13 protein-coding genes are annotated in these 12945 nt (G+C 65.5%); 6 read left to right on the top strand and 7 right to left on the bottom strand.

All coding sequences use genetic code 11. The features are described 5' to 3' along the window. Positions 1-43 precede the first annotated feature (43 nt). The gene (locus tag ACVOJ1_RS00580) at positions 44-391 is read right to left on the bottom strand and encodes a ribonuclease E inhibitor RraB (protein ID WP_053516848.1); all 348 of its coding nucleotides are present in this window, start codon (positions 389-391) and stop codon (positions 44-46) included. Between the two features lie 23 nt (positions 392-414). After that, positions 415-2025 carry a transglycosylase SLT domain-containing protein gene (locus tag ACVOJ1_RS00575; RefSeq protein WP_065174896.1) on the bottom strand — a complete coding sequence of 537 codons (1611 nt, stop codon included), beginning with the start codon at positions 2023-2025 and terminating at the stop codon, positions 415-417. 123 nt (positions 2026-2148) lie between these two features. On the opposite strand from ACVOJ1_RS00575, the gene ACVOJ1_RS00570 reads away from it, so the two are divergent. Both ACVOJ1_RS00570 and greB read left to right on the top strand, forming a co-directional pair. Further along, on the top strand, positions 2149-3654 hold the full coding sequence (locus ACVOJ1_RS00570) for a helicase HerA-like domain-containing protein (protein ID WP_346479889.1): 1506 nt from the start codon (positions 2149-2151) through the stop codon (positions 3652-3654). Between the two features lie 35 nt (positions 3655-3689). Beyond that, positions 3690-4196 (top strand): transcription elongation factor GreB, encoded by a 507-nt coding sequence (greB, locus tag ACVOJ1_RS00565; RefSeq protein WP_053516845.1) that lies wholly within the window; start codon positions 3690-3692, stop codon positions 4194-4196. 52 nt (positions 4197-4248) lie between these two features. Here greB and ACVOJ1_RS00560 read toward each other — a convergent pair whose 3' ends face one another. From ACVOJ1_RS00560 to ACVOJ1_RS00550, 3 genes are all read right to left on the bottom strand, one after another. Continuing rightward, positions 4249-5082 carry a DUF3025 domain-containing protein gene (locus tag ACVOJ1_RS00560; protein WP_429000963.1) on the bottom strand — a complete coding sequence of 278 codons (834 nt, stop codon included), beginning with the start codon at positions 5080-5082 and terminating at the stop codon, positions 4249-4251. Continuing rightward, complete coding sequence (gene rimO / locus ACVOJ1_RS00555) at positions 5079-6440, bottom strand: 30S ribosomal protein S12 methylthiotransferase RimO (protein WP_053516842.1); 1362 nt, start codon at positions 6438-6440, stop codon at positions 5079-5081. Before rimO ends, ACVOJ1_RS00560 begins: the two co-directional genes overlap by 4 nt. A 325-nt stretch (positions 6441-6765) precedes the next feature. Then, complete coding sequence (locus tag ACVOJ1_RS00550; RefSeq protein ID WP_346479888.1) at positions 6766-7467, bottom strand: hypothetical protein; 702 nt, start codon at positions 7465-7467, stop codon at positions 6766-6768. Between the two features lie 345 nt (positions 7468-7812). Between ACVOJ1_RS00550 and ACVOJ1_RS00545 the strand changes: the two genes are divergently transcribed. From ACVOJ1_RS00545 to ACVOJ1_RS00535, 3 genes are read left to right on the top strand one after another with little or no spacing between them, the layout of a single operon-like run. After that, positions 7813-8484: a dienelactone hydrolase family protein gene (locus ACVOJ1_RS00545; RefSeq protein ID WP_065174892.1), complete on the top strand. Its 672-nt coding sequence runs from the start codon at positions 7813-7815 to the stop codon at positions 8482-8484. After that, entirely contained in the window at positions 8481-8903 is a 423-nt protein-coding gene (locus tag ACVOJ1_RS00540; RefSeq protein ID WP_346479887.1) for an HIT domain-containing protein, read from the top strand. Before ACVOJ1_RS00545 ends, ACVOJ1_RS00540 begins: the two co-directional genes overlap by 4 nt. Positions 8904-8918: 15 nt before the next feature. Further along, entirely contained in the window at positions 8919-9086 is a 168-nt protein-coding gene (locus ACVOJ1_RS00535) for a LiaI-LiaF-like domain-containing protein (RefSeq protein WP_005410498.1), read from the top strand. A 66-nt stretch (positions 9087-9152) separates the two neighbouring features. Here the strand turns inward: ACVOJ1_RS00535 and dcd are convergent, their stop codons facing one another. Both dcd and apbC read right to left on the bottom strand, forming a co-directional pair. Further along, on the bottom strand, positions 9153-9725 hold the full coding sequence (dcd, locus tag ACVOJ1_RS00530; protein ID WP_065174891.1) for a dCTP deaminase: 573 nt from the start codon (positions 9723-9725) through the stop codon (positions 9153-9155). Positions 9726-9799: 74 nt separating this feature from the next. After that, on the bottom strand, positions 9800-10654 hold the full coding sequence (gene apbC, locus ACVOJ1_RS00525) for an iron-sulfur cluster carrier protein ApbC (RefSeq protein ID WP_053516830.1): 855 nt from the start codon (positions 10652-10654) through the stop codon (positions 9800-9802). 244 nt (positions 10655-10898) lie between these two features. On the opposite strand from apbC, the gene ACVOJ1_RS00520 reads away from it, so the two are divergent. Further along, complete coding sequence (locus ACVOJ1_RS00520) at positions 10899-12935, top strand: alpha/beta hydrolase family protein (RefSeq protein ID WP_128988869.1); 2037 nt, start codon at positions 10899-10901, stop codon at positions 12933-12935. Positions 12936-12945 lie beyond the last annotated feature (10 nt).

Genomic DNA, 12945 nt, shown 5'->3' with positions numbered 1-12945 from the left:
GCTGCGCAGCGCCGGGCACGCGCCCGGCACTACGCACAGGCCCCTACTGCAGGGTGGGGGCCGGGCCGACGTCCATGCCGTCGTAGTCTTCCACACCCATCTGCGCTGCCAGCGCTGCCAGCTCCTGGTTGCGGCGATCCAGCGACGCTTCGTCGTGGACCTCCACGCGCTCCACATGCAGCACGTGGAACGGCGCGTCCCCCTCGTCCGGCTCCTGCTCGAACACCTCCACCAGGGTGTAGCCCTGCGCCTGCAGATGCGCGGCCAGTGCCTGCAGCGGCTCGGCAGTGGAATGCACGAAGAAATAGCCCCACAGCAGCGGGCCGCTGATGTCCCAGTCGGTGTTTTCGCGCAGATTGGCGAACAGGTTGCGGGTTGCTTCAAGGTCCATGGCAGTTCCAGAGGTCGTGGAGATTACTTTTCGCAGCCCTGCAGCTTCAGCACCTGGCCGTGGCGCAGGCTGTAGGCCGGTGCCTTCAGACCGTTGGCGCGTGCCAGCGTCGGAACGTCGCACTGGAACTTGGCCGCGATGCGGCCCAGCGTCTCGCCGCGGCCGACCTTGTAGCTGCGTGCCGGCTTCGGTCGCGCGGCCGGTGCCGGCCGAGGCGCGGCCACTGCCGCCACCGGTGCGGTCGGTACGCTGGTCGAACTGGCTGCATCGGCCACCGGCACCACGCCGCCCACCGCCACGCTGCCGGTGTAGCTGGCAGCGCTTGGCCGCACGATGGCGGCATTGAGGTCGGCCGTGATCAGGGTGCGCGCCAGGTCGGCACGCGGTCCGCTCACGCAGTTGCGCTGATACAGGCTCGCGATGCGGGTGGTTGCGTTGATCAGGGTGCCGGCCGGAATCCAGCCATCAGCCTCATAACGCGGATTGAGGTTGCGCAGCGCACGCATGTAGCCATCACGGGTGCCGTGGCTGCCCAGGCAGATCGTCAGCTCGTAGATGGTGGTCGAGCGCGCCAGGCGCAGGGTGGCCGGCTGCGCGCTGATCTTCGGGAACTCCACGCCGTACTGCTGGGGGTGCAGGAAGATCCACGCCGCAGCAATCACCATCGGCACGTAATCCTTGGTTTCACCGGGGAACTGGTTGTAGACACGGTCGACCCAGAAGCTCTGCCCCGGATTCTCGCGCGCCACGCGCAGGGCGCGCCCTTCACCCCCGTTGTACCCGGCCAGCGACAACTCGATGTTGTTGTTGAGCTCGCGCATGCGCTCGTTGAGATAGGTCGCACTGGCTTCAGCAGCGCTGTGGGCATCAAAGCGGGTATCGAAACCGGTGCCGTCCGGACCGAGGCCGAAACGCCGCCCGGTGGCCGGCATGAACTGCATCAGGCCGGCGGCGCCAGCGCGCGAGGACGCATGCACGCGCCCATTGGATTCCTTGGCCATGATGCCGAACAGGAGCGCTTCGGGCAGGCCGCGCTTCTCCCACTCCGGCCACATCACGGCACGCAGGTTCTGGTAGTTCTCGTAGCTGGTCAGCAGCGCCGGACGCATGTCGGTCAGCCAGCGGCGGATGCCGGCCTGGACGGCCGGGTTGTACTCGACCATGTTGTCGAAGGCGTGCCGCTTGTCGTTGAGCAGTGCCGCTGCGCGTGCGGCTTCCGGCACGTCGGCGGTCAACGGACCGATATGGTCGGGGTCGGCTTCCAGCCGCTCGGCGGGCAGTTCACCGCCCTCGTCTTCCGCGGCCGCATCGGCATCGCGCTTGAGCAGGCGCTTGTAGGTGGCCAGCATGTTGCTCATCTGGCAACCCTTCTGCTTCACGCACTCACTGATGACATCCTCCATGTCCTCCAGCGCCGCGTCGGCCTCGTTGCTGCCCTTGGGGTCGGCGTTGGCCACCAGCAGCAGCGCATCGCTGTAACGCTTCTCGGCAGCCGTCATGCGCTGCTGCAGGGCATCTACCTTCACTTTGTCCCGGGCGGAAACCCGCTGGGCGTGGGCATCGGGGGCCAGGGAAACCAGGCCAGCCAGGGCCAGCAACGGCCAGGTGCGGGAAATCAGGACAGGAACGGGCATTTTTGGCACTGTGTGCGAAACAGGCAGGCAGAGTAGCGGCGCCGCCAAGGTCGGGGCAAGCCGACCTTCGGGCCGTCATCGCTGCCGGTTAACATTGGGCGCATTCACCACAAGGGCTGGACCATGGATCCGATTCTGCTCGGCAAAGGCATCACCGACGATGTGGCCGTCACCCTGCTGCCGAAACTCGGCAACCGCCACGGGCTGGTGGCGGGCGCCACCGGCACCGGCAAGACCGTGACCCTGATGACCCTGGCAGAAGGATTCTCGCGGCTCGGGGTTCCGGTGTTCCTCGCTGATGTGAAGGGCGATGTGTCCGGCCTGGCCGTGCCCGGCACGGACAGCGAAGCGCTGCTGAAGCGCGCCGCGGACATCGGCGTGGCCGACTATGCGCCGGCGGGCAGCCCGGCCATCTTCTGGGACCTGTACGGAAAACTCGGCCACCCGGTGCGCACCACCGTCAGCGAGATGGGGCCGACCCTGCTCGCGCGCATCCTCGAATTGAATGACACCCAGGCCGGCGTGCTGGACATCGTGTTCAAGCTGGCCGACGACCGCGGCCTGCTGTTGCTGGACATGGATGATCTGCGGGCCCTGCTCGGCCTGGTCGCCGAAGAGCGCAAGGACATTTCCACCGAGTACGGACTGGTCAGCGCGCAGTCGATCGCAGCGATCCAGCGTGCCGTGCTGCGGCTGGCGCAGGACGGCGGTGAGAATTTCTTCGGCGAGCCGGCACTGGAACTGGCCGACATCATGCGGGTCAATCACGACGGCCGCGGTGTGATCGGCATCCTCGCCGCCGACCAGCTGGTGCTCAAGCCCAAGCTGTACTCGACCTTCCTGCTCTGGCTGCTGTCGGAACTGTTCGAACAGCTGCCGGAAGTGGGCGACCTCGACAAGCCCAAGCTGGTGTTCATCTTCGACGAGGCCCACCTGCTGTTCGACGATGCGCCATCCTCGCTGGTGCAGCGCATCGAGCAGGTGGTGCGGCTGATCCGCTCCAAGGGCGTGGGCGTGTACTTCTGCTCGCAGTTCCCCGACGACGTGCCCTCCAACATCCTGGGCCAGCTCGGCAACCGCGTGCAGCACGCGCTGCGGGCCTTCACGCCGCGCGACCAGAAGGCGGTCAGGACCGCCGCCGAAACCTTCGTGCCGAACCCGAAGCTGGATGTCGCCAAGGTGCTGAGCCAGCTCGGCACCGGTGAAGCACTGGTTTCCACGTTGCAGGACAAGGGCGTGCCGATGCCGGTCCAGCAGACGATGATCGCGCCGCCCCGCTGCCGGATGGGGCCGGTCACCGAGGCCGAGCGCGCACAGGTGCGTGCCGGCAGCCCGGTCGGCAGCCGCTACGACACGGCGGTCAACCGTGAATCGGCCGCCGAGCTGCTGGCCCAGCGGGCGCAGAAGAGCGTGGAGCAGGCCCAGACCCCGGCCGCGCGCAGCCGCGAGCAGGACGAGGCACAGGAAGGTGGATTCGGCCAGGCGATCAAGGATGCGATCTTCGGCACCAAGCGTCGCCAGGGCATGATTGAAACCATGGCCAAGCAGACCACGCGCACGGTCGGGACCAAGCTGGGCAACCAGATCGTGCGCGGCATCCTGGGCGGCATCTTCGGCGGCAAGCGCTGAGGCCCTTTCGTATTCCTGAGAAGAAGCTGTATTACATGTCCCGTTGGCGTCCGCCCGCAGAGAAAAGCACCGCCCTGATCACCGCCGCCGGCCACGCCCGGCTGAAAGCCGAGCTGGACGACCTGTGGCGGGTACGCCGGCCCGAGGTGGTGAAGGCGCTGGCCGCCGCCGCCGCCGAGGGCGACCGCTCGGAGAACGCCGAGTACACCTACCGCAAGAAGCAGTTGGGTGAAATCGACCGCCGCGTGCGCTACCTGACCAAGCGGCTCGAATCGCTGCGTGTGGTCGATACCACGCCGACCGATCCACAAGCGGTGTTCTTCGGTGCATGGATCGAACTGGAGAACATCGACAGTGGTGAGACCAGCCGTTACCGCATCGTTGGGCCGGATGAAACCGACGCCGGCCTGGGCTGGATCAGCATCGACTCGCCGCTGGCGCGGGCCGTGCTGAAGAAGCGCCTGGACGATGAATTCTCGGTGGAACTGCCGGGCGGCCGGTTCACTTTCGCGGTGATCAGCGTCGAGTACCCGTCTTCGTAACACCGAGCCCTCCCGGCGTTGCTGTCAATCCAGCGCCGGGCATGGCCCGGCGCTACCGGGGCAAGAGCGGCGGCGGGTACAGGCGGCCCTGCCGCAGCGGGCGGAAGTAGTCGGCGTTGCCATGGAAGGCGGCGTCCTGCTGCGGGTGCCAGCCGGGGATTCCGGCCAGTGGCAGCGGGCGCAGCTGCAGCGGATCGGTCACCGTCGCGCCCTGCTCGATCGCCCGGGCCACGGTCTCGATGCAGGCACCCTCATCATCGCCGCGCACCACCACGCACTTGCCGACCAGCAGGCGCCCCGGCAGCAACGCCTGTTCCATCAGTGCATGGCCGAACACCGCGGCGATGGTGATGCGACCGGCCTGCCAGTGCGGCGGCGCGAACAGCATCGGCCAGTCGTGGGCGTCCCACGCAGCGATCAGCGCATCGTCCTGGACGCACACGATCACGCCGGTCTCGTCGAACTGGGTCAGCGCCGCCTGCGCGCGATTACGTTGACCCGTTGGCATCGTGGCGACGTGCAGGCATTGCCGCCTGTTGAGCGCGTGCTTCAGCTGCGGGTGACACGCCCACATCAATGCATTGAACAGATCGTGCCAGCTCGCCGCACGGGTGGCGATACGCCCCTGCGCGATGCGCGTTTCGTAGTGCAGGCCATCGGCCAGCAACGCCGCATCCTGCTCGACCAGTCGCCGCCCGCGCAACGCCAGCCGCGCATCCAGCTCGGCAACGGTCGGCCAGCGGTCGCCGGACAGAAGATCGCGGAAGGCACGCACCCGGGCAAACAGCGGATGATCGAACACCGCCGGGTCCACCGCCGCGCGCGGCGGCGGCACGAATCGCCGAGGGCTGCCAGCGTGGCCGGCAGCACCCTCGGCCATGATCAGAGCACCTTCAGGTCGAAGGCCGGGCGCGTGGTCGGCGGCAGCGCGTCGCCATACAGATCGTGTTCGTCGCTCTCGGTGATTTCCACGTTGATGAATTCGCCTACGCGCAGCGGCACCTGGTCGGCATTCTGGATATGCACCAGTCCATCGATTTCCGGTGCATCGGCCCTGGAACGGGCCACGGCGATGTCACCTTCGATGGCATCGACCAGGCACTGCTGCACCGTGCCGATCTTGGCCTCCAGACGTGCGGCCGAGATCTGTGCCTGCTTTTCCATGAAGCGCGCCAGGCGCTCCTGCTTCACCTCTTCCGGGACAGGGTCCGGAAGAGCGTTGGCGGTAGCACCTTCGACCGGCGAATACGCGAACGCACCCACGCGGTCCAGCTGCGCCTCATCGAGGAACGACAGCAGCTCCTCGAACTCCGCTTCGGTCTCGCCCGGGAAACCGACGATGAAGGTCGAACGCACGGTGATGTCCGGCGCGATGCGACGCCAGTTCTGCACGCGCTCCAGCGTCTTTTCCACCGCACCGGGGCGCTTCATCAGTCGCAGGATACGCGGGCTGGCGTGCTGGAACGGAATGTCCAGGTACGGCAGGATGCGGTTCTCGGCCATCAACGGCACCACGTCATCCACGTGCGGGTACGGGTACACGTAGTGCATGCGCACCCACGCGTCCAGTTCGGACAGGCCCTCGCACAGCGCCTTCAGGCGGGTCTGGTAGGCCTTGTCGCGCCACATCTTCTCGGCGTACTTCACGTCCACGCCGTAGGCGGAGGTGTCCTGCGATACCACCAGCAGCTCACGCACACCGCCCCGGACCAGGCGCTCGGCTTCGCGCAGCACTTCATCGACCGGGCGCGAGACCAGCTTGCCGCGCATCGACGGAATGATGCAGAAACTGCACGCGTGGTTGCAGCCTTCGGAAATCTTCAGATAGGCGTAGTGGCGCGGGGTCAGCTTGATGCCGTAGTCGGGCACCAGGTCCACGAACGGATCATGCCGGGGCGGCAGCGCCTCATGCACCGCCTCCATCACGCTCTGGTAGTCCTGCGGGCCGGACACCGCCAGCACGTTCGGGTACGCCTCACGGATCTGTTCGGGGCGCTTGCCCAGGCAGCCGGTGACGATGACCTTGCCGTTCTGGTTCATCGCCTCGCCGATGGCGTCCAGCGACTCCGTCACCGCCGAGTCGATGAAGCCGCAGGTGTTGACCACCACCACGTCGGCCGAGTCATAGGACGGGACGATGTCGTATCCCTCCGACCGCAGCTGGGTCAGGATGCGCTCGGAATCGACAAGGGCCTTCGGGCAGCCAAGGCTGACGAAGCCGACTTTGGGGTTCAGCTGGGACATGGAATCGCGGGACTCTGGGGGCCTGGGCCCCTGCCGGAGTGGCAGGGGTTCCTGGGGGCCGGGGCCTGAAAGGGCGCCAGTATACCGGGGTTGAGGGCCGCGCTCTGAACGGCCCCGGGGTGTACTGAGGGGAGCGCCCAGGATTCTGCCCCACGTGCCATCTCCATCAGCGGGGTACTCGTGAATGCGTCAAGGCCCCCGGCGGCATGAGCTGGAGCTCCGGCTCGACCCGGCGGAACACGCTCCGACGGCTCGACGCTCACGGAGAGGCAATCGTCTCACGGTCCACCGTCGCCACGGCCGCACCGGAGCGTTGATTGCGACATCAATAGACGTTGATTGATCCGTTGTTTGTTGAGCAAACCCGCGGAATGCATGCTGACGCAGCAGTTGGGATAACGCCTCGCCTCACACCAATACACACCACCTGAAGTGTGTAAGAACCCGTGAATGGGCCCGCGTATTCATCGCTCGCGGAGGTCATGCAGCGCCCATTATCAAGCGAGAGAGTTCCTGTGGATTTCCCTGCCAATGAACTCTGGAAACGAGCAGTACCCACCGAATTGAAATTGACTCCGATTGGCGCACTCCCACTGGTCGCCAATGCAAAAACGTAGTACCCCGCCTTGGGCTGCGTCATGTCGCTGGAGGCTGGATTCGAATCCTCCGCCGGATCTGAATCACCCTCACAGGACCAACCAACGACGGCCGACTCGCCAGATATCACGGTTTCGCCACGGCGCGCCTTGGAGTTCATGACTTCGCAGGCGGCCTGGTGGTAGAGCTTTGTGGCTTCATTCTGATCATCGTAACGATATACAGAACCGCCCTTTCCATCCTTGAAAAGGCGCACCTGGACAGCCACGTCGCCGCCTTCGAAATCAGAGAGGCGCACCGTCCGCTCAACCCACTGCCTGCCATCCGATGACGCCATCTGGCGGTCCTGGTACGACGATTGGTTGGCCATAGCCACCGTGTGCATTGTTGCCATCCCCAATGCACACAGAAGGCGAAATTCCTTTTTCATTTCATGAAACTCCATTTATCGGGCGCCTGCGCCTTCACGCCGCGCCCCGGAAACATGCCGAGTTATGATCAGTCCCATATCGCCCCTCCAGACTGGAGTTCCGCGAACGAAATGCTATCTGCTCGCCCTCTTGGCTTCAGCAGGTGCTTTACTGAATCTACTGTCAGAGCCAGACCGAATCAGATGCCAGAATCCCTGGCAGGATCGTCCGCGACGCATTCGATCGAGTCGCGATCCGACGTCGCTTGATGCATCAGCCGCCCGATCACGCACAGCCGCAGACGCCGCGCTAACCCGCCCAGCGCCGACAATGCAGGTCTGTCCACTGCTACGAGGAACCCGACGATGTCCGAATGGATCACCCTGGATACGCATCATGGCCCGGTCCGGGCCTGGCAGGCCCTGCCGGCGGGCACGCCGCGTGGCGGCCTGGTGGTCGTGCAGGAGATCTTCGGCGCCAATCCGCACATCCGTGGCGTGGCCGAGCGCTTCGCCGCCGAAGGCTATGCCGTGCTGGCGCCGTCGTTCTTCGACCTGGTCGATGGCCCGGACGCCGACCCCGACGCCCTGCCCTATGACCCTGAAGGGGTGAAACAGGGCCTGGAACGGGTAAGTGCTCTGGGCATTGAACGGGCACTGGAAGTGGTGCGCGCCGCAGCAACCCGGCTTGCCCCCTTCGGCAAGGTCGGCACGGTCGGCTACTGCTGGGGCGGAACGGTGGCGATGCTGTCCGCGCTGCGCCTCGGCCTGCCCTCGGTGAGCTATTACGGCGCACGCAACGTGCAGTATCTGGACGAGACACCGAAGGCGCCGGTGATCTTCCACTTCGGCGCGCAGGACCGCAGCATCCCGCCGGAGGCCGTGGAGGCGCATCGCCAGAAGCTGCCGCAGATGGCGACCTATGTCTACCCGGCCGACCATGCCTTCAACCGCGAAGTCGGACATGCGTATGATCCAGACAGCGCCACCCTGGCGCTGCAACGCACCCTGGACTTCTTCACGGAGCATCTTGGATGAGCGATTTCGAACTTGATTCCCGCCTGGCCACCGACAGCGTTCTGGTGGCGCAAGGCCCGCTGTCGCAAGTGCGGTTGATGAACGACGAACGGTTTCCCTGGCTGATCCTGGTGCCGCGTCTGGCCGGGGTAACGGAGTGGATCGAACTGGACGGCGACCAGCAGGACAAGCTGCGCACCGAACTCAACCGCGCCTGCAAGGCCCTGAAGGGCTCCGACGGGGTGGAGAAGATCAACATCGGCGCATTGGGCAACATCGTGCGCCAGCTGCATTTCCACGTGATCGGCCGCCACGAAGGCGATCCGGCGTGGCCGGGACCGGTGTGGGGCAGCGGTCCTGCGCACCGCTACGAACCGGACGCCCTGCAGCAGCATGTCGCCTACTGGAAGGAACGGCTAGGATATCCGGCCCACTCCTGAGACCGTGCCGACACGATGCGATTCAACCTCGTCGCCGCCATCCTGCTGATCCTGATCGGCCTGTTCATGCTTGCCAGCAACCTGGGCTGGACGCACCTGAACCTGTCCAAGCTGCTGCTGACCTGGTGGCCGGTGGCCCTGGTCGGCGTCGGCATCGCCATGCTGTTCGGCCGCGGCAAATAAGCGAAGGCGGCGCAAGCGCCGCCTTCGATCGAGCGACGCCGGGCATGGCCCGGCGCTACCGGTCCGTCAGGTGCGCGGCAGGGTGACGCCGGTCTGGCCCTGGTACTTGCCACCACGGTCCTTGTAGGACGTTTCGCAGATATCATCGGCCGCCGCCTGGAAGAACAGCATCTGGGCCACGCCTTCGTTGGCGTAGATGCGCGCCGGCAGCGGCGTGGTGTTGCTGAACTCCAGGGTCACATGGCCTTCCCACTCCGGCTCGAGCGGAGTGACGTTGACGATGATGCCGCAACGCGCGTAGGTGCTCTTGCCCAGGCACACCACGAGGGTGTCGCGCGGAATGCGGAAATACTCCACGGTACGCGCCAGCGCGAAGCTGTTGGGCGGGATGATGCATTCGTCGGCGGTGATGTCGACGAAGCTGCCCGAATCGAAGTGCTTCGGGTCCACGATGGTCGAGTTGATGTTGGTGAACACCTTGAACTCGCGCGAGCAACGCACGTCGTAGCCGTAGCTGGAGGTACCGTAGCTGACGATGCGCTGGCCGTTGACCTGCTTCACCTGCCCGGCCTCGAACGGCTCGATCATGCCGTGCTGTTCGGACATGCGGCGGATCCAACGGTCACTCTTGATGCTCATGCTTTGTCCTGGGTGCGAGGGGGCGCGAGGATTCTAGCAGGGGGCCGGGCGCCACCGCCCTCCCCGGCCGGTCCCTACAGCAGCGACGACAGGATCGGGATCGAGGCACGCGGGCGCTTGCCCACTTCCTCGATGAGCCGCTGCGCAGCGTGGCGATAGGCCTGGGCCGGCAGGGAATCCGGCTGCGCGGCGGTGATCGGTGTGCCTGCGTCACCCTGCTCACGGATGCCGATCTGCAACGGCAGCGATCCCAGCAGCGGCACGCCGTACTGCGCCGCCATGCGCTCCCCGCCCCCCTCGCCGAACAGGTGCTCGACGTGGCCGCACTGGCTGCAGGTATGTACCGCCATGTTCTCGACGATGCCCAGCACCGGCACTTCGACCTTCTCGAACATCTTCAGTGCCTTCTTCGCATCCAGCGTGGCGATGTCCTGCGGCGTGGTGACGATCACCGCACCGGCCAGCGGAATCTTCTGGGTCAGCGTCAGCTGGATGTCACCGGTGCCGGGCGGCAGGTCGATCAACAGGAAGTCGAGGTCGTCCCACAGGGTGTCGTTGAACAGCTGGGTCATTGCCGAGGTCGCCATCGGCCCACGCCAGATCATCGGCGTGTCTTCCTCGATCAGGTAACCGATCGACATGGTGTCCACGCCGAAGGCACGCAGCGGTTCGATGCTCTTGTTGTCCGGGCTTTCCGGGCGGCCGGACAGGCCCAGCATGGCGGGAACGCTGGGGCCATAGATGTCCGCATCGAGCACGCCCACCCGCGCGCCCAGCTGCTGCAGCGCCACCGCCAGATTGACGGCCGTGGTGGACTTGCCGACACCGCCCTTGCCCGAGCCGACCGCGATCACGTTGCGGATGCGCGCGTGCGGTGCCAGCCCCTTCTGCACCTGGCTTGCATGGGGACGACGGGTCGGACTGTTCACTGCGGGCTCCGGCGGAAAGTCAGGAAGGAGAACCCGACATCATACAAGCTGGGCGCAAGCTGACTTGATTCAGGATTGCCCAGATCCGCGCATGGATTCTCAAGTCGGCGCCCCACGGCGGCGTTGTTGCCTCTCTGCCCCGCTGGGTGCACAGGTGGAAACTTTCACGTGCAGTTGACGGAAGGGCAGCACTCGTTCATCTTCCGGTCATCTTGATGCGAATCGCCACAAGGAACTGTCGATCATGGAAACCCGCCTCACGCGTGCCCGCCTGGGTGCCACCACCGCACTGCTGCTTGGCCTGCACGTCATCCACGCCTCCGCCACACCGTTGCCGGTCGAGGATTTCGCCAAGATCCCGGCCATCCAGTCTGTCAGCATGAGCCCTGACGGCAAGCAGCTGGTTGCAATCATTGCTGCGCCGGGCAGCAACAATGGCGATACCGCATTGGCCAACTGGAACCTGGACGTGCCCGGTTCGGCGCCCGTGGCGATCACGCCTTCCGGTGATCGCATGAAGTTCATTGCCGCCAGCGCGCTCAAGGCGGGTCGCAGCCTGGTGATCGGCCGACAGGAGCTGACCGCGCAGTTGTCCGGCTGCGGTGAAGGCAACTCGGTCGGCTCAACCAAGACGTTCCTGTCCAAGGCATTCCTCACCGACAGCAGCCAGACAAAGTTCGACGAGGCTTTCGCGGACAACACCCGCAAGCTCGGCATCAGCGAACAGACCCAGCGCTGCCTGGAGCTGGCCGGCACCGCGTCCCTGGTGCATTCGCTTCCGCTGGATCCGGACAAGGTGATCATCTCGCAGATCAACCAGACCAATTTTTCGGCCAGCTATTACCTGTTCAACCTCAAGACCGGGCAGACCGAGCTGCTGTTCCGTGGCGACGCCCGCTCCACCCCGGGCCTGTTCCACCCGCGCAACGGCGAGCTGCTGACGCGTACGCAGATCGAGCCGGCCGGCTCGAACGACTACGAGCAGCAGATCCTGGTCAAGAACAAGGCCAGCGGCCAGTTCGAGAAGCACGACACGCTGACCACCCGCCTGTCCGATCGCTACACGATGGAGGTGGTCGGCATCGATGACCAGAACGGCAAGCTGTACATCCTCACCGACAAGTTCTCCGACCAGGTACAGGCCCGACTGTACGACCCAGCCAGCAGAACGTTTGACAACGAACCGCTGGCGGCTCATCCCGAGTATCCGATCGGCGGCCTGATCCTGGGCACCAAGCCCAGCAACTTCAACCAGGTGCTGGGCTTCTATGTCGACGGCCCGCGCCGTGAAGCGGTCTATGTCGATCCGCAGATGAAGGCCCTGTACGACGGCCTCAAGCAGGCGTATCCGGGCAAGTACATCGCCATCACCGGTTACAACGATGATCTGTCCCGCGTGCTGTTCACCACCAACAGCGCGAGCTCGCCCACCAGTTACCAGATCCTGGTGGATCGCAAGCAGGTCACAACACTCGGCAGCGAACGCCCCTGGGTGGACGGCAAGCAGATCGGCGAGCAGCGCTGGGTGACGTACACGGCCCGCGACGGCCGCAAGATTCCCGCCATCGTCGACCTGCCCGCAGGCTGGAAGAACGGTGACGCGGCGTTGCCGGCGCTGGTCCATCCGCACGGCGGCCCTTGGGCCCGTGACTACACCGGCTGGGATGCGTCCGGCTGGGTACCGTTCTTCACCTCGCGCGGGTACGCGGTGATCCGGCCGCAGTACCGCGGCTCAACCGGGTTCGGGCGTGAGCACTGGATCGCCGGCGACAAGCAGTGGGGCCTGACGATGCAGGACGACAACGATGATGCGGCTGCCTGGCTTGTGCAGCAGGGGATAGCGGCCAAGGACCGCATCGCGATCTTCGGCTATTCCTACGGCGGCTTCGCCTCGGCCGCTGCGGTCGTGCGCAGCCCGTCGCCCTATCAATGCGCTATTGCCGGCGCCCCCGTAACCGACCTCGCCCGCCTGGGTGTTTCCTGGAGCGAGAACCGTCTGCAGCGCATCCTGCAGGGACAGACCGTGAAGGGCATGGACCCGATGCAGAACACCGCCAAGGCCGCCATCCCCCTGCTGACCTTCGTGGGAGACCGCGATGTGCGCACCCCCGCGTCCCACGCCAGGAATTTCTACAACGGCGTCAAGGACAAGGTGCCCGCACGCTTCGAACTGATTCCGGACATGCCGCACAGCATGCCGTGGTACCCCAGCCACTACCGCGCGACGCTGCCGCTGATGGCGGACTTCCTCAGCAAGGAGTGCGGACCGGGCGGCTTGTAAGCAACCGGAC

It is taken from the genome of Stenotrophomonas sp. STEN225 (assembly GCF_056756445.1).
Note: the sequence above shows the minus strand (reverse complement) of the source record. Positions and strands in the feature narration are given on the sequence as shown.